The sequence below is a fragment of the Leucobacter soli genome, assembly GCF_042659205.1.
GTDB classification, from domain to species: domain Bacteria; phylum Actinomycetota; class Actinomycetes; order Actinomycetales; family Microbacteriaceae; genus Leucobacter; species Leucobacter soli.
In genome coordinates, this window is sequence record NZ_JBHSRW010000042.1 from 1 (window position 1) to 15,230 (window position 15,230).

The 15,230-nt window shown below is 68.7% G+C and carries 15 protein-coding genes and 1 pseudogene; 5 read left to right on the forward strand and 11 right to left on the reverse strand.

Going from position 1 to position 15,230, the window contains the following annotated elements; genetic code table 11:
- A pseudogene (locus tag ACFPZL_RS04640) lies at nt 1-252 on the reverse strand (leucyl aminopeptidase); the annotation flags it as partial.
- Nucleotides 253-381: 129 nt separating this feature from the next.
- On the opposite strand from ACFPZL_RS04640, the gene ACFPZL_RS04645 reads away from it, so the two are divergent.
- From ACFPZL_RS04645 to ACFPZL_RS04660, 4 genes are all read left to right on the forward strand, one after another.
- Nucleotides 382-825, forward strand: a complete 444-nt coding sequence (locus ACFPZL_RS04645) for a helix-turn-helix transcriptional regulator (protein WP_218116254.1) — start codon at nt 382-384, stop codon at nt 823-825.
- Nucleotides 826-835: 10 nt separating this feature from the next.
- Nucleotides 836-1,246 carry a VOC family protein gene (locus tag ACFPZL_RS04650; protein WP_218116255.1) on the forward strand — a complete coding sequence of 137 codons (411 nt, stop codon included), beginning with the start codon at nt 836-838 and terminating at the stop codon, nt 1,244-1,246.
- A 73-nt stretch (nt 1,247-1,319) separates the two neighbouring features.
- Nucleotides 1,320-2,369: an LLM class flavin-dependent oxidoreductase gene (locus tag ACFPZL_RS04655; RefSeq protein ID WP_218116256.1), complete on the forward strand. Its 1,050-nt coding sequence runs from the start codon at nt 1,320-1,322 to the stop codon at nt 2,367-2,369.
- Between the two features lie 89 nt (nt 2,370-2,458).
- Entirely contained in the window at nt 2,459-2,848 is a 390-nt protein-coding gene (locus ACFPZL_RS04660; RefSeq protein ID WP_382334780.1) for a GNAT family protein, read from the forward strand.
- Nucleotides 2,849-2,857: 9 nt separating this feature from the next.
- Here ACFPZL_RS04660 and ACFPZL_RS04665 read toward each other — a convergent pair whose 3' ends face one another.
- Both ACFPZL_RS04665 and ACFPZL_RS04670 read right to left on the reverse strand, forming a co-directional pair.
- Nucleotides 2,858-4,336 (reverse strand): NCS2 family permease, encoded by a 1,479-nt coding sequence (locus ACFPZL_RS04665; RefSeq protein WP_218113954.1) that lies wholly within the window; start codon nt 4,334-4,336, stop codon nt 2,858-2,860.
- 152 nt (nt 4,337-4,488) lie between these two features.
- Nucleotides 4,489-4,860: an FKBP-type peptidyl-prolyl cis-trans isomerase gene (locus tag ACFPZL_RS04670; RefSeq protein ID WP_328798000.1), complete on the reverse strand. Its 372-nt coding sequence runs from the start codon at nt 4,858-4,860 to the stop codon at nt 4,489-4,491.
- Between the two features lie 161 nt (nt 4,861-5,021).
- Between ACFPZL_RS04670 and ACFPZL_RS04675 the strand changes: the two genes are divergently transcribed.
- Nucleotides 5,022-5,888: a fumarylacetoacetate hydrolase family protein gene (locus ACFPZL_RS04675; protein WP_218113953.1), complete on the forward strand. Its 867-nt coding sequence runs from the start codon at nt 5,022-5,024 to the stop codon at nt 5,886-5,888.
- A 12-nt stretch (nt 5,889-5,900) separates the two neighbouring features.
- Here ACFPZL_RS04675 and ACFPZL_RS04680 read toward each other — a convergent pair whose 3' ends face one another.
- The 8 genes from ACFPZL_RS04680 to ACFPZL_RS04715 form a co-directional block, all read right to left on the reverse strand.
- Nucleotides 5,901-7,364, reverse strand: a complete 1,464-nt coding sequence (locus ACFPZL_RS04680; RefSeq protein ID WP_218113952.1) for an aspartate ammonia-lyase — start codon at nt 7,362-7,364, stop codon at nt 5,901-5,903.
- A gap of 112 nt (nt 7,365-7,476) precedes the next feature.
- Nucleotides 7,477-9,090: a hypothetical protein gene (locus tag ACFPZL_RS04685; RefSeq protein WP_218113951.1), complete on the reverse strand. Its 1,614-nt coding sequence runs from the start codon at nt 9,088-9,090 to the stop codon at nt 7,477-7,479.
- Nucleotides 9,090-9,551 (reverse strand): GtrA family protein, encoded by a 462-nt coding sequence (locus tag ACFPZL_RS04690; protein WP_218113950.1) that lies wholly within the window; start codon nt 9,549-9,551, stop codon nt 9,090-9,092. The genes ACFPZL_RS04685 and ACFPZL_RS04690 overlap by 1 nt, the downstream gene beginning before the upstream one ends.
- Nucleotides 9,548-10,537, reverse strand: coding sequence for a glycosyltransferase family 2 protein (locus ACFPZL_RS04695; RefSeq protein WP_218113949.1), 990 nt, complete (start codon nt 10,535-10,537; stop codon nt 9,548-9,550). The genes ACFPZL_RS04690 and ACFPZL_RS04695 overlap by 4 nt, the downstream gene beginning before the upstream one ends.
- A gap of 60 nt (nt 10,538-10,597) precedes the next feature.
- Nucleotides 10,598-12,073 (reverse strand): MFS transporter, encoded by a 1,476-nt coding sequence (locus ACFPZL_RS04700; protein ID WP_218114040.1) that lies wholly within the window; start codon nt 12,071-12,073, stop codon nt 10,598-10,600.
- A 194-nt stretch (nt 12,074-12,267) separates the two neighbouring features.
- Nucleotides 12,268-13,137, reverse strand: a complete 870-nt coding sequence (locus tag ACFPZL_RS04705) for a M48 family metallopeptidase (RefSeq protein ID WP_218113948.1) — start codon at nt 13,135-13,137, stop codon at nt 12,268-12,270.
- A gap of 11 nt (nt 13,138-13,148) precedes the next feature.
- Complete coding sequence (locus ACFPZL_RS04710) at nt 13,149-13,718, reverse strand: LemA family protein (protein ID WP_218113947.1); 570 nt, start codon at nt 13,716-13,718, stop codon at nt 13,149-13,151.
- A gap of 100 nt (nt 13,719-13,818) precedes the next feature.
- Complete coding sequence (locus ACFPZL_RS04715; RefSeq protein ID WP_218113946.1) at nt 13,819-15,123, reverse strand: D-arabinono-1,4-lactone oxidase; 1,305 nt, start codon at nt 15,121-15,123, stop codon at nt 13,819-13,821.
- Nucleotides 15,124-15,230 lie beyond the last annotated feature (107 nt).

The window sequence follows — 15,230 nt, forward strand, 5'->3', positions numbered from 1 at the left end:
TCCGGCGGCGGTGCCGACGAGCACGCGCAGCGGGGCGCCCGGCAGCAGCAGCGTCTGGCCCGCCTTCCCCGTGAATCCCGCTGCGGCGAGCGCGTCCCGGTCGATCCCATCGGGCAGTCCGTCCGGCAGCTCGCCCTCGGCGGGGACGAACACCGCGAGCACGGCCGGCTCCGCCGAGTTCGCGACGGTGACGGTGACCTCGCGGCTCAGAGAGGGCACCGGGTTGAAGTCGGGATCGATCGCAACAGTCATGGGCTCCACCCTACTCGCGCGGGCGCGAACGCCACTCGCGCGAGCGCGAGCGCGAACGCCGAGGTTGCTGCGCGGCGCCCATCGCCCCGTCACCGCATGCCCGGCCGGTGGTTCTGCGACAATGCCCGTATGACTGCAGCCGGATCCCGCCCCGAGTCTCGGGACGACCTCATCGCGATCCGGCGCGTCAGGGATCGGATCGACCGGGAGTACGCGTCGCCGCTCAGCGTGGAGCTGCTGGCGCGCGGGGTGCACATGTCGGCGGGGCATCTGAGCCGGGAGTTCCGCCGCGTCTACGGGGAGTCCCCGTACTCCTATCTGATGACGCGTCGCATCGAGCGAGCGATGACGCTGCTGCGGCGCGGCGACCTCAGCGTCACCGAGGTCTGCTTCACCGTCGGGTTCTCGTCGCTCGGCACGTTCAGCACCCGGTTCTCAGAGCTCGTCGGCGTCGCCCCGAGTGTGTACCGGGACGATCCCTCGCGCTCGGTATCCGGGATCCCGCCGTGCATGGCGAAGCAGGTGACGAGACCGGTCAGGAATCGAGAAGTCGGGGACGCGACCGAGACGTAACGTGGATCGCATGGACATCAAGATTCACTACGCGTTCCTCCCCCACACCGATGCCGAAGCCGCGCTCGGCTTCTATCGCGACCTGCTCGGATTCGAGGTCCGCAAGGACGTCGGCTACGAGAACATGCGCTGGATCACGGTCGGCCCGGTCGGGCAGCCCGAGACCTCCATCGTGCTCCATCCGCCGGCAGTCAATCCCGGCATCACCGATGAGGAGCGCGAGGTGATCCTGAATCTCATCGCGAAGGGCTCGTACGGCGCGCTCACCCTGGCGAGCGACGACCTCGACGGCCTCTTCGCACGCCTCGAACGGGCGGGAGCCGAGGTCGTGCAGGAGCCGATGGACCAGGACTACGGCGTGCGGGACTGCGCGTTCCGCGACCCGGCCGGGAATCTGCTCCGCATGAACCAGCTCGCGTAGCGGTCGCCGAGCGGTCTCGGAGCCGTCACGGAGCCGTCGGGAATAGACGCGCGCCGCCGCCGTTCCATCTTCCATGCGCGCTTTCGGATTCCTCTCCTTCGGCCACTACGGCAACGTACCCGGATCGCGCACGCGCACGGCGGGCGACATGCTGCGCCAGCATGTCGAGCTCGCCGAGGGCGCCGAGGAGATCGGAGCCAACGGCGCCTATCTGCGCGTGCACCATTTCGCCCGCCAGGCCGCTTCGCCGATCCCCCTGCTCACCGCGATGGCCGCGCGCACGGAGCGGATCGAGGTCGGCACGGGCGTCATCGACATGCGCTACGAGAACCCGCTGTATCTCGCCGAGGAGGCGGCGGCGCTCGATCTGCTCGCCGACGGCAGGATCGCGCTCGGCATCAGCCGGGGGTCCCCGGAGCCGGCGCTGCGCGGCTACGAGGCGTTCGGCTACACGTCGACCGACGATCCCGAGGGCCATGAGCTGGCGAAAGCCAAGTTCGATCTGTTCCTGCGCGCCGTCGAGGGCGAGACCGTCGTCGAGGCGGATCCGCGGATGGGCCCCGCCGGCCGGCTCGCGGTCGAGCCGCGATCCGATACCCTGCGCGACCACATCTGGTGGGGTGCGGGCAGCCGGGGCACGGCCGAGGAGACGGGGCGTCGGGGCCTGAACCTCATGAGTTCGACCCTGCTCACCGAGGCGACCGGCCAGCCCTTCCACGAGCTGCAGCGCGAGCAGATCGACCGGTTCCGCACCGCCTACCGCGAGGCCGGCCACTCGGGGTCGCCGCGCGTGAGCGTGAGCCGGAGCATCTTCCCCCTGATCACGCAGCAGGACGAGCTCTACTTCGGCCTGCCCTCGCGCGAGAACGAGGATCAGATCGGGATCATCGACGGCCTGCGCTCGACATTCGGCAAGACCTACGCGGACACGCCGGATCGACTGATCGAGCAGCTGCGGCGCGACGAGGCGGTCATGGCGGCCGACACCGTCATGCTGACCATCCCGAGCCAGCTCGGCCCGGAGTACAACCTGCACGTGCTGCAGGCATTCGCCGAGCACGTGGCGCCCGCCCTGGGCTGGAAGCCGAACACCGAGGGCCCGGTCACGGGAGACCCGATCTAGCGAGTCGCCCCGCACGCCCTAGAGCCGCGCTGCCGCATCCACCCGCACCGCCGCACCCGCCCGCACCGCACGAGGGAGAGTCGAGACCCATGCACGATGCTCCGAGACGCCTGCGGATCCGACCCTACGCGCAACCGGATGCCGCCCCCACGCTGGCGGTCTTCATCGCGGCCGTCACGCGGACCGCGGCCGCCGACTACGACCCCGCCCAGATACGGGCCTGGGTCGGGCCGGCGCCGCGGGACCCGGCCGGCTGGCATCTCGGCATGAGCAGCAGGGGCAGCTTCGTCGCCACGGTCGACGACGAGATCGTCGGGTTCTCCGACGTCGCCGCCGGCGGCACCTTCGTCATGACGCTGCCGGGCTCGCCCGGCGGGGTGAACGACGGCCTGGCGATCCTCGATCCGCTGCTCGAGCACCTGCTCGGGCAACGGGAAGGCGCCCCGCGCGGTGAGCACGGAGCGCCTTCCGATGGCTGATCGTGCGCGCTACGCGCCGAGGAGCATCTCGATCGGTCCCCTGGCGAAGTAGATCACGAAGCCGGCGGCGACCGTCCACAGCAGCCAGTGCACGTCGCGCCCCTTGCCCGAGAAGGTGCGGATCAGCACCCACGAGATGAAGCCGGCGCCGATGCCGTTGGCGATCGAATAGGTGAAGGGCATCACGGTGACCGTCAGGAAGACGGGCAGCGCGACGTCGAAGCGGGCGAGGTCGATGGACTTGATCTGGGTCATCATCATCGCCCCCACCACGACCAGCGCCGCCGCCGCGACCTCGGTAGGCACGATCTCCGCGATCGGCGTGAGGAACATCGCGAGCAGGAACAGCACGCCGGTGACGAGGTTCGCGAAGCCCGTCCGCGCGCCTTCGCCGATGCCCGATCCCGACTCGATGAACACCGTGTTCGAAGAGGAGGAGGTGAAGCCGCCGGCGAGCGCCCCGACGCCCTCGACGACCAGCGCGGACTTGAGCCGGGGGAAGTTGCCCTTCTCATCGGCCAGCTCGGCCTCACGCGAAAGCCCGGTGAACGTGCCCATGGCGTCGAAGAAGTTCATGAAGAGCAGGCTGAACACGAGCATGACGACCGCGATGACGGCGACCTTGCCGAAGTCGAAGCTGACCGCGCCCACCAGGCTCAGATCGGGGACCTGGAACGGGTTCCCGGTGAGCTCGGGGACGGTGAGGCCCCAACCGCCGGGGTTCACGACGTTGCCGGCCTCGTCGGTCCCGCGCGCGCCGAGGTGCCAGATCGCCTCGACGACGACGGCGAGCACCGTGCCGGTCACGAGACCGATCAGCAGGCCGCCTCTGACCTTGCGCGCCACGAGGATGCCGGTGATCACCAGGGTCACGATGAACAGCAGCGTCGGCACTGTGGCGACCGACCCGAAGACGCCGAGTCCGACCGGCGGAGAGGCGCTGGAGGTGACGAAGCCCGCGTTCACGAACCCGATGAAGGCGATGAAGAGGCCGATGCCCACCGTGATGGCGATCTTGAGCTCCATCGGAACCGCGTCGAAGATCATGCGGCGCAGGCCGGTGGCGGCGAGCAGCACGATGAGTGCGCCGTTGATCATGACGAGCGCCATCGCCTCGGGCCAGGTGACCTGGCCGACGACGGTGAAGGCCAGGAACGCATTGATGCCGAGGCCGGCCGCGAAGGCGAAGGGCAGACGGCTCACGATGCCGAAGAGGATCGTCATCACGCCCGCGGTCAGGGCCGTCACGGCTCCCACCTGGCCGAACTCGAGTCGGGTGCCCGCGACGTCGGTCGTCGTCGTGAGGATGATCGGGTTGAGGATCACGATGTAGGCCATCGTGACGAAGGTCACGATGCCGCCGCGCACCTCGCGGCCGAACGTCGAGCCGCGCTTGCTGATCTCGAAGTAGCGGTCGAGTGCGCCGGACGGCTCCCCCTGCCCCCGTTGCGCCGACTTCGCAGTCGTCGACGACTCTGTCTCTGCCACCTGGTGCTCCGTTTCCGCGCATGCCCTGCGCACGCGCACGGAACCGAACCTACCACTCAGCGGGTTCTCAGGAAACGGCGGGTTCAGTCAGTGCTGAGAGCAAAGCGCACGGGCCCGTTCCCGGACCCGTGCGCGATGATACGGCTCAGCGATCAGCCGACGTTCTTGAGGTCGATCACGAAGATCAGCGTCTTGCCCGAGAGCGGATGCCCGCCCGCGGTGCCGTACGCCTGAGCCGGCGGCACGGTCAGCTTGCGGCGGCCGCCCACCTTCATGCCCGGGATGCCCAGCTGCCAGCCCTGGATCAGCGAGCGCAGCGGGAAGTTGATGGTCTCACCGCGGCCCCACGAGCTGTCGAACTCCTCGCCGCTGTCGTACTCGACGCCCAGGTAGTGCACCTCGACGGTGGATCCCGCCTGCGCCTCTGCGCCGGTGCCTTCGACGAGATCGACGATCTCGAGCTCGGTCGGGGCCGGGCCCTCGGGGAAGTCGATCTCGGGCTTGGTCAGCGGTGCTTCACTCATACGCCCCATTCTTCCGGGTTCCGCCGGCTTTGTCGCGGCGCGTTCGCTCTCAGAGGAAGCACACCGCCGCACCGGGAGTTGTGGGATCCAGACCACGGTTTCCGTATTCGATAGTCGATACCCGACGGGCATGCTCCGCCAGAAGTCGGTAGCCTGGATGAGTGAAGTTTGCGCATGTGACCCGGGCAGGGAGTCGGCAGCCGGAGTTCGTGGCGGTGAGGGGCGAGAGCTTCGTACCGCTGCGGGACCTGGGCGAGAGCTTCGCCACCCTGCAGGAGCTGATCGAGGCCGGCCCCGAGGCGACCGCCCGCGTGCGCGCCGCGCTCGACGCGCTGCCGGAAGACCGCGGGCTCCCACTCGAGGACGTCGCCTACGCCTCCGCGGTGCTGGATCCGCCGATCGTGCTCGCCGTCGGCCTCAACTACGACGAGCACGCGAGCGAGCTGAACCTCGACAACGACTCGGGTCCGGTGCTGTTCTCGCTGTTCCCGAACTCGCTCAACGGCCACGGCCGGGACGTGCCGCTGCCGACCCACCTCAGCGAGGAGGTCGACTACGAGGGCGAGCTCGGCGTGATCATCGGTCGCGCAGCGAAGAACGTGTCCGCCGAGGCAGCCCTCGATCACGTCTTCGGCTACACGGCGATCAACGACATCACGGCCCGCAACATCCAGTTCCTCGAGCCGCAGTGGTCGCGCTGCAAGTCCTTCGACGGCTTCACCCCGGTGGGCCCCGTCGTCGTGACCGCCGACGAGATCCCGGACCCGCAAGCACTGCACCTCACCACCGACGTCGACGGGCTGCGCGTTCAGGACTCGACGACCGGGTACATGATCCGCACCGTGGCCCAGCTCATCGCCTCGCTGTCGCAGTCGCTCACCCTGCTCCCCGGCACGCTCATCTCGACCGGATCCCCGGGCGGCGCCGGGCGCTCGCGCAAGCCGCCGCTCTACCTCGTGCCCGGCACCGAGGTGACCGTCACGATCGAGGGCATCGGGGCGCTCACCAGCACCTGCACGCAGGCCTGATCCCCGCCGGGCTCACTCCCCTTCGACCACCTCGGGCGCGGTCACGATGTCCATGGCGCCGGTCTCGGGCTCGAGGCCCGCGAGGCGCGCCGGCTGCAGGATATCGTCGAGCTGCGACTGATCGAGCAGCCCGCGCGAGGTGACGAGTTCCGACACCCTCTCGTTGGTGGCCAGCGCCTCCTTCGCGAGCTTCGCGGCCTCCGCATAGCCGATCACCGGCGCGAGCGCGGTGATGACCGTGACCGAGCGCGAGACGGTGTCGGCGAGACGATCCTCGTTCGCGGTGATGCCGTCGACGCAGTTGAGGCGAAGCGTCTGGCAGGCGCGCTCCAGCCAGGTGATCGACTGGAAGAGCGAGTGGGCGATGATCGGCTCGAAGGCGTTGAGCTGCAGCTGCCCGGCCTCCACCGCCATCGACACCGTCACATCGGATCCCGCGACCGCGTAAGCGACCTGCGAGACCGCCTCCGGGATCACGGGGTTGACCTTGCCCGGCATGATGGAGGACCCCGCCTGGCGCGCCGGCAGGTTGATCTCGCCGAGGCCGGCCTGCGGGCCGGAGGACAGCAGGCGGAGGTCGTTCGAGATCTTCGAGAGCTTGAGCGCGCTGCGCTTGAGCGCGCCCGAGAAGGTGATGAACACGCCGGTGTCGCTGGTCGACTCGACCAGGTCGCCGGCGGTGACCAGCTCGAGACCCGTGATGTCGCGCAGATGGCGGATGACCGCCTCCTTGTACCCGCGCGGTGCATTGATGCCCGTGCCGATCGCCGTGGCGCCCATGTTGACCTCGCGCAGCAGCGTCACGGCTTCGGTGAGGCGCTCGATGTCCTCGCGCAGTGTCACCGCGAAGGCGTTGAACTCCTGCCCGAGCGTCATCGGCACGGCGTCCTGCAGCTGGGTACGGCCCACCTTGATGATGTGGGAGAACTCCCGGCCCTTCGCCGCGAAGGAGTCGGCGAGCAGCGCCAGCTCCTCGAGCAGGCTGGTCAGTGAGAAGGCGAGAGCGACCTTGATCGCGGTCGGATAGGTGTCGTTCGTCGACTGGCTGCGGTTGGTGTGATCGTTCGGGTTGATGAAGGCGTAGTCGCCCTTCGCGTGGCCGGCGAGCTCGAGCGCGCGGTTCGTGATGACCTCGTTCGCGTTCATATTCGTCGAGGTTCCGGCGCCGCCCTGCACGACGCCGACGACGAACTGGTCGAGCAGCATGCCGGTCTTGATCTCCTCGCAGGCCCGGTCGATCAGCGTGGAGCGCTGCTCGTCGAGGGCGCCGATTTCGAGGTTGGCGCGCGCCGCCGCCTGCTTCACGCACGCGAAGGCGCGCACGAAGTCGGGGTAGACCGAGACGGGGCGTCGCGAGATCGGGAAGTTCTCGTGAGCGCGGGCGGTATGAACGCCCCAGTAGGCCGCGGCGGGGATCTCGACGCTGCCGAGCGAATCGGTCTCGGTGCGGGTCTGGGCGGACAGGAAATCACTCACGGTGTATCGACTCCGATGTTGAAGAAGAAGAACGGCGGATCGGCCGTCAGCGTACCCACCCAGCCTACTCGCGCGGGCGGTTTCCAGCGACTCGGCGCGGGGCCGCCCGCACCTACTCGTCGACGCGCTCCAGCACCTCGACGTCGCCGAAGGTCTCGGCGGTGCGGAAGTGCTCCGCGAGGTAGTCGCTCATCTGCGTGTTCGTCTCGTAGAGCTCGCGATTGATGCCGCTCAGCATGACGTAGCGCACGCCGTGCGCCTCCATGCCCGCGATCACCTCATCGTTGAATCCGAGCCCGAAACCGTCGCGGAAGTCGAGCAGCAGCACGCTCGCCGAGACGAAGCGGCTCGGCGCCTTGCGCTGCGCGAGCTGGTAGAAGGTCGCGCCGTAGTCGTAGGAGAGGATCCGCTCCTCCGGCTCCGTGTGCTCCTGGATGTACTCGGCGGCCGCCATCTTCTGCTGCGCATCGACCGCGGCGGAGCCGGTGAAGTTGTTGAGCAGCTGGCGGGTCGAGATCGCGTAGTTGGCGACGAGCGTGAACACGAGCCCGGCGATCAGGATCACGCGCCACACCTTGCCGAGGCTCGAGACCCGCAGCATCGCGAAGATCATCACGAGCACGGTGAACGGCATCGTGATGAGCAGGTAGTAGGGGTAGAAGGATCCCACCAGCCCGATCAGCACGTACCCCGCGAGGAACATGGCTCCGACCAGCTGGTAGCTCTGCGACTTCCACTGCGCCCGGATGTCTCGCAGGTAGACGACGAAGAGGATGAGCGCGGGCACCATGAGCGCCGCGGTGGTGACGATGAGCAGGATGTTCGCGCTGACCTTGCCGGCCCAGGCGCTCGTCGCGTAGAGCGCGGAGAAGCCGAAGGAGGCGAGCCAGAAGTCGTCGAAGGTGCCGCGAGCCGCGAAGTAGGCGAACCAGGCCAGCGCGACGAGCACGATCGGCGCGACGTAGACGACGACCTGCAGGATCAGGCGGCCGCCCGCCCGGCCCCGCGTCCTCCACCCGTGTATGAGCAGGAGCAGTCCGATGATGCCGCCGAAGATCAGGAAGTTGCCCTTGAACCAGAAGAGCACGCCGCAGGAGAGGCCGGCGAGGGCGAGCCAGTGCAGTCGACCGGTGTCGGCGAACTTCAGGTAGGCCAGCACGAGCAGGAGCACCAGGATGACGCCGTAGCCCTCGGTGTTGTTGCCGCTGTCGGTGAACTGCGAGAGGTTGCGGAAGAAGACGTAGGCGAGCAGCGTCAGCTTCACGGCGACCTCGCGGTCGATGATGCGGGCGGTGCGGGAGCCCGGGCGATCCGCGGCGCGCGACGCGTCGGCGGCGTCGGCGCGATCCAGCATCCCGGGCAGCACCCGCTTCGCCAGCAGGTAGAAGAGCCAGCATTCGAGGATCGCGAAGGCGGTCAGCCAGATCCGGTGCAGCACGATGCTGTCGCCCAGCAGCGCGGCCATGATGCCGTTCATGAGGAAGATCATGGGCGGCTTGTGATCCCACGCGTCGACGTAGAGGTCGCCGCCGTCGACGATCCAGTTGTGGCCGACGTAGTAGAAGATCCAATGGTCGCTGTCGAACGGGTAGCCCCAGGTGGCGAGGCGCGCGAGTGCGAAGACGACGATCAGCGCCGCCCAGAAGCCGACCGGGTGCTTCGTGACGGCGAGCACGAGCCTCGACGAGGTCCATCCCGCTCGGATCGGCTGGGTCTCGCTCGTCATCATGCTCCTCGCTCGTCGGGATCCGGATCGGTCTGCGGCGCGTCCGATCGATCGGACCGCCGGCTCCGGAACACCACTCGATCGTACAGAAGATAGTTCCAGACCATCGAGACCGCGGTGGCCGCGATCTTCGCCAGGAAGAGCGCCGGGCCCTCGCCCGTGACTCCGCCGAGCAGCGCGGTGCCGCCGAGCAGCACCAGCGGCTGCAGCGCCCACAGTCCGACGAGGGTCACCACGAGGAACGCCACCGCCTGCCGCGCCGCGCTCCCGCTGCCGGCCGCACGGAACGTGAAACTGCGGTTCGCGAAAAAGCTGAAGGCGAGCGCGACCGCGGTCGAGATCATGTTTGCTGGCACCAGCGGCACGCCGAGCGCCCGCAGCGCGAAGAGCAGGCCGAAGTCGATCGCCGTGTTGGCGAGCCCGACCAGGACGAAGCGCAGCGGCTTCCGAGCGCCGCTCACCGGCCGGACCGGCCCGGGCCGCCGTCGTGGTCGACGCCCCCCGGCAGATTGCTCTCCCCGATCAGGTAGTTCGGCCGGTCCTTCGTCTCGTTGAAGATCCGGCCCACGTACTCGCCGATCACCCCGAGCGACATCAGCTGCACGCCACCGAGGAAGAGGATCACCGCCATCAGCGAGGGGTAGCCTGCGGCGTCCGATCCGAAGAGCAGCGCTTGCAGGACGATCACGAGCAGATAGACGAATGCCACCAGCGAGACGATGAAGCCGAAGAAGCCCGACACCCGCAGCGGTGTCGTCGTGAACGAGGTGATGCCGTCGACGGCGAGGTTCGTGAGCCGACGATAGTTGAACTTGCTCCGGCCCGCGGCCCGCGGCTCTCGATCGAAGAGGATCGCCTGCTTCCGGAATCCGATCCAGGAGAAGAGCGCCTTCGTGTTGCGCTCGGTCTCGCGGAAGCGCGTCAGCGCGTCGAGGCAGGCCCGGTCGAGCAGGCGGAAGTCCCCCGTGTTCGCTTGGATCTCCACCCGGGTGACCGACTGCAGCACGCGATAGTAGGCGTTCGAGGTGGCCCGTTTCAGCCAGGTCTCGCCCTTGCGGCTGCGGCGCTGCGCGTAGACGTCCTGGTAGCCCTGCTGCCAGTAGTCCACCATCTCGGCGATCAGCGCCGGCGGATCCTGCAGATCCGCATCGATCACCACGACCGCGTCCGTCGTGACGTGGTCGAAGCCGGCGAGCAGCGCGCGCTCCTTGCCGAAATTCCGACTGAGGGCCAGGTAGGTCACCCGCGGATCGTTCGTCGCGAAGTTCTTGACGATGCTGAGCGAGGCGTCGCGCGAGCCGTCGTCGACGAAGAGGTAGGTGAAATCGATCCCCGGGATCGTCTCGATGACCCGGTTCAGCTCCTCGTAGAAGAGCTCGAGCACCGCCTCCTCGTTGTACATCGGGACGAGGACGGTGAGAGACGGCTGCGTCTGCGGTTCTGCCATGTTCGGCGCTCGCCTCCTCCTGCGTCGACCGTACCTCGATCTCGCCTCGACCGAACCAGCCTAGGGCATGCCCCGCCGATCCCCCGGTTCCTCGCGCTCAGGGTCGTCGCCGGGCGCCCCGATGCTGCCGATCGGGCCGGTGAGTCCCTCGCTGAGGGCTCCGCTCTGCGGCGCGGAGCTCGGCTCCGACAGGATCACCGGGTTCCGGCGCAGCACTGACAGGGGCGCGGTCAGCGTCTCGAGCTGCTCCGCCGGATCCTCGTCGTCGTGCCGGCGGCCGGCGTGCGTCACGGTGAGGCGCGGCCGTCTATGCCCGGCGGCACCGAGGTGCACATGCACTCGGAGTCGACGGCCGACGATCAGCCAGCCCAGCCCCACGCCGAAGGCGACGACTCCGGCGAGCGCCGCGGTCCAGAGGCTCCACCGCGCGCCGAGCGCATCGGCGACGGCGCCGACGACGGGGGCTCCGACCGGCGTGCCGCCCATGAGGATGGCGAAGTAGATCGACAGCACGCGGCCGCGCATGCCGGGCTCGCTGGTCGTCTGCACGAAGCCGTTCGCCGTCGAGAGCAGCGTCGAGGTGCAGTACCCGAGCAGCACGAGCGAGATGGCGAAGGTCCAGAACGTGGGCATCAGCGCGGCGATCGTGCCCGACACGCCGAAGCCGCCCGCTGCGGTGACCACCGCGCGGAATCGTGCGGCCGGCCGACGCGCGACCATCAGCGCACCGGCGAGCGAACCGATCGCGAGGATCGACGAGAGCACGCCGTACTCCCCCGCGCCACGGCCGAACTCGACGGCCATCGTCGACGAGTAGATCGGGAAGTTCATGCCGAAGGCGCCGATCACGAAGACCATGATCATGATGACGACGAGATCGTGCCGACGCCGCACGTAGCGGAATCCCGCCACCAGCTGACTCGCCTGCGATCCGCCGCTCACCGCCACTGCGCCGCGGTGCCGGACCCGGATGAGCGCGAGCGCGAGCAGCATCGCGATGAACGAGACCGAATTGATCACGAAGACCCACCCTGAGCCGATCGCCGCGATGAGCAGACCGGCGACGGCCGGACCCAGCAGCCGCGCCGAGTTGAAGGAGGCGGAGTTCAACGCGACCGCGTTCGAGAGCTGATCAGCGGAGACCAGATCGGACACGAAGGCCTGCCTCGCCGGCGTGTCGAACGCGTTGACGATACCGAGCCCCAGCGCGAAGGCGTAGAGGTGCCACAGCTCGGCGTGCCCGAAGACCAGCATGAGGCCGAGGCCGAGTGCGAGCAGCATGAGCAGCGACTGCGTGACGAACAGCACGCGTCGGCGGTCGAAGCGGTCGGCCACCGCGCCGCTGAGCGGCACCAGCAGCAGCTGGGGCCCGAACTGCAGCGCCATCGTGACCCCGACGGCGACGGCGTCGTTGTCGCTGAGCTCGGTCAGCACGACCCAGTTCTGCGCCGTGGCCTGCATCCAGGCCCCGACGTTCGAGACCAGAGCTCCGATGAACCAGATGCGGTAGTTGCGCACCCCGAGAGATCTGAACATCGTTGACACGGGGCGGGCGACCTCCTTCGGGCTCCCTCCACCCTATGCCCTTCTGCGGAGCGCACCGGACCGCACCGCCCTCGACACCGGTGAATGGGCGGTTAGAACTTCCCGCCCAGGCCAGGCGCTCGAGCAACGCATCGCGTTGCGCGCCGATGCCGCCGGTGTCGCCCTCGACACCGGTGAATGGGCGGTTAGAACTTCCCGCCCATATCGAGCAGACGCCGGATCCGATCCGGGATCGGCGGATGGGTCGCGAAGAGGCGCTGCGCGAGACCCGGCTTCAGCGGGTCGGCGATCCAGAGATGCGCCATGCTGCTGTGCTGCTTCTGCAGCGGGCGCCCGTACTCGCTCAGCTTGTGCAGCGCGCTCGCGAGCGCCTCGGGGTGCCGAGTGGTCAGCGCTCCGGTGGCGTCGGCCAGGTACTCCCGCTGCCGGGAGACGGCGAGCTGCACCAGGCTGGCGACGAGCGGCGCCACCAGCATGGCGACCAGCCCGAAGATCATGACAACAGGGTTGCTGTTGCTGTTCCTGCCGAAGAAGGCCATCCGGACGAGCAGGTCCGAGACCATGCCGACCGCCACGACGAGGCCGTAGACGATCATCGAGACGCGGATGTCGTAGTTCCGCACGTGCCCGAGCTCGTGCGCCATGACGCCCTCCAGCTCGGCATCAGTCATCATGTCGAGCAGGCCGGTCGTCGCGGCGACCATGGCGTGCTCGGGGTCGCGCCCCGTGGCGAACGCGTTCGGCGCCGGATCCTGCACGATGTAGACCTCGGGCATCGGCGTGCCGGTCGTGATCGACAGATTCTCGACGATGCGGTAGAGCCGTGGGTGATCAGTCGGTCCGATCCGCTGCGCCCCGCTCATCGAGATCGCCTGCCGGCCGGCGGCGAAGTACTGGAACAGCGCGTATCCGGCGGCGAAGACCAGCACCCATACGACGATGGCCGAGGAGCCGTAGATGGCGGAGGCGAGCCAGCCCAGCGCCCCGATGATGCCGATGAAGAGCAGGATGATGAGGACGCTGTTGACCTTGTTGCGACGGATCGCGCGGTACACGGCGCGGCCGCCTAGAACTGGATGCGGGGCGGCTCCGAGATCGCCGCCACGTCTTCGACCTCGAAGAACTCGCGCGTCGTGAAGCCGAACATCTTCGCGAAGAGGTTGTTCGGGAAGATCTGGATCTTCGTGTTCAGCTCGCGCACTCCGCCGTTGTAGAAGCGTCGAGCGGCCTGGACCTTGTTCTCGGTATCGACGAGCTCGCTCTGCAGCTGCAGGAAGTTCTGGCTCGCCTGCAGTTGCGGGTAGGCCTCCGCGACCGCGAAGATGCTCTTCAGCGCCTGCTGCATGTGGTTCTCGGCCACCGAGGCCTCGGCGGGCCCCGAGGCGGATATGGTCTCGGCCCGCGCCTGGGTCACCGCCTCGAAGACGCTCTTCTCGTGGGCCGCGTAGCCCTTCACCGTCTCCACGAGGCTCGGGATCAGATCGGCTCGCCGCTTGAGCTGCACGGTGATGTCGCTCCATGCCTCATCGACTCGCACGCGCAAGGTCACCAGCGAGTTGTAGGTGGCCCACACGTAGATGCCGAGCACCACGACGATGCCGACGATCACGAGAATCGAGATGAGTGATCCAGTCATGACTGCATCCTAACTTCGGCGACGGTGAGCCTCCTGAATGCACCGCGCCGATGCATCGCGCCGGCGTGCCCTGCCGCACCCGGCCGCACTCGGCCGGCGGCTATCGGCCGAGCACCCGGTTCAGATAGGGGTTCGCGAATGCGCGATCCGGATCCAGCACGTCGCGCACCGCGAGGAAGTCGTCGAAGCGCGGATACACCTCGCGCAGCTGCTCCGCCGTGCGCGTGTGCAGTTTGCCCCAGTGCGGGCGGCCGGCATGCGCGGCGAGGATCGCCTCGGCCTCCCGGAAGTACTCCTGATCCGGATCCCGCCAGTAGCGGTGCACGGCGATGTAGCCGCTCCGCCGCGCGTGCGCGGTGGAGAGGGTCAGCCCGTCCGCCGCCGCGGCCCGCACCTCGACGGGGAACGAGACGCGGAAGCGGCGGCGCTCGATCATCTCCCGCAGTTCGCGCAGCGCCGCCGGCACCGCGTCGAGCGGCAGGGCGTACTCCATCTCGCGGAAGCGCACCCGCCGGCGGGTGACGTAGACGCGATGCGACTCGTCGCAGTAGTCGCGCCGGCTCGAGACGGATTCGATGGCTCGGTTGATCGCCGGAGTCGTCGCGGGTGCCCAGCGCTCGAAACCGACCACGGCGCCGAGCAGCGCGTTGTTCACGAGCTCCTCGTCGAGCGCGCGCGCCGCGGCGCCGAGCGGCCTCGCCCCGGCCTCGAGCGGCAGGCGCGTGTTCGTCTTGGTCCGGGTCCCGGTGGTGTGCGGGAACCAGTAGAACTCGAAGTGGTCCGCCGCACCGGTGCGCTCGACGAAGGTGTCGAGCGCCTCGTCGAGCGGGGCCGGCTCTTCCACCGCGTGCAGCAGATAGCGCGGCACGCACTGGATCGTCATGGTGACGAGGATGCCGAGGGCCCCGAGACCGAGTGCGACGGCGGGCAGCAGCTCGGCATGCTGATGCTCGTCGACGGTCAGCACCTCGCCCGTGCCGGTGACGAGCGTCGCTCCCACCACGGCGGTCGCCAGCCCGCCGAAGCCGACGCCCGTGCCGTGCGTCCCGGTGCTGGTCGCGCCGGAGATGGACTGGCGATCGATATCGCCCATGTTCTCGAGCGCCAGCCCGAGCGGGTTCAGGATCGCCGGCAGTTCCCAGAGGTGCGTGCCGGCCCAGAGCGTGACCCGCCCCCGGTCGAGATCCACATCGACCAGCCCGCGCAGTCGGCTCAGGTCGAGCCGGACTCCGTCCGTCGCACCGATCGCGGTGAAGCTGTGCGATGCACCGATCGCCTTGACCGTGTGCCCGGTCTCGAGTGCGCGCCGCACGGCGAGCACGACCTGGTCGACGCTCCGCGGTGCGACCTCGAGCACCGGGCTCGAGCGCTCCGTCCGCGCCCAGTTGCGCCATCTCGCGGTCATAGGAAGCAGCGCCCCTCTCCTCGATAGGTCGGCAGCGGATCGTCCGCGACGGCGGGTCCAGCCGCGCCGCCGCCCGTTCCCGTGCCGCCCGCTCCCGTGCCGCCGGT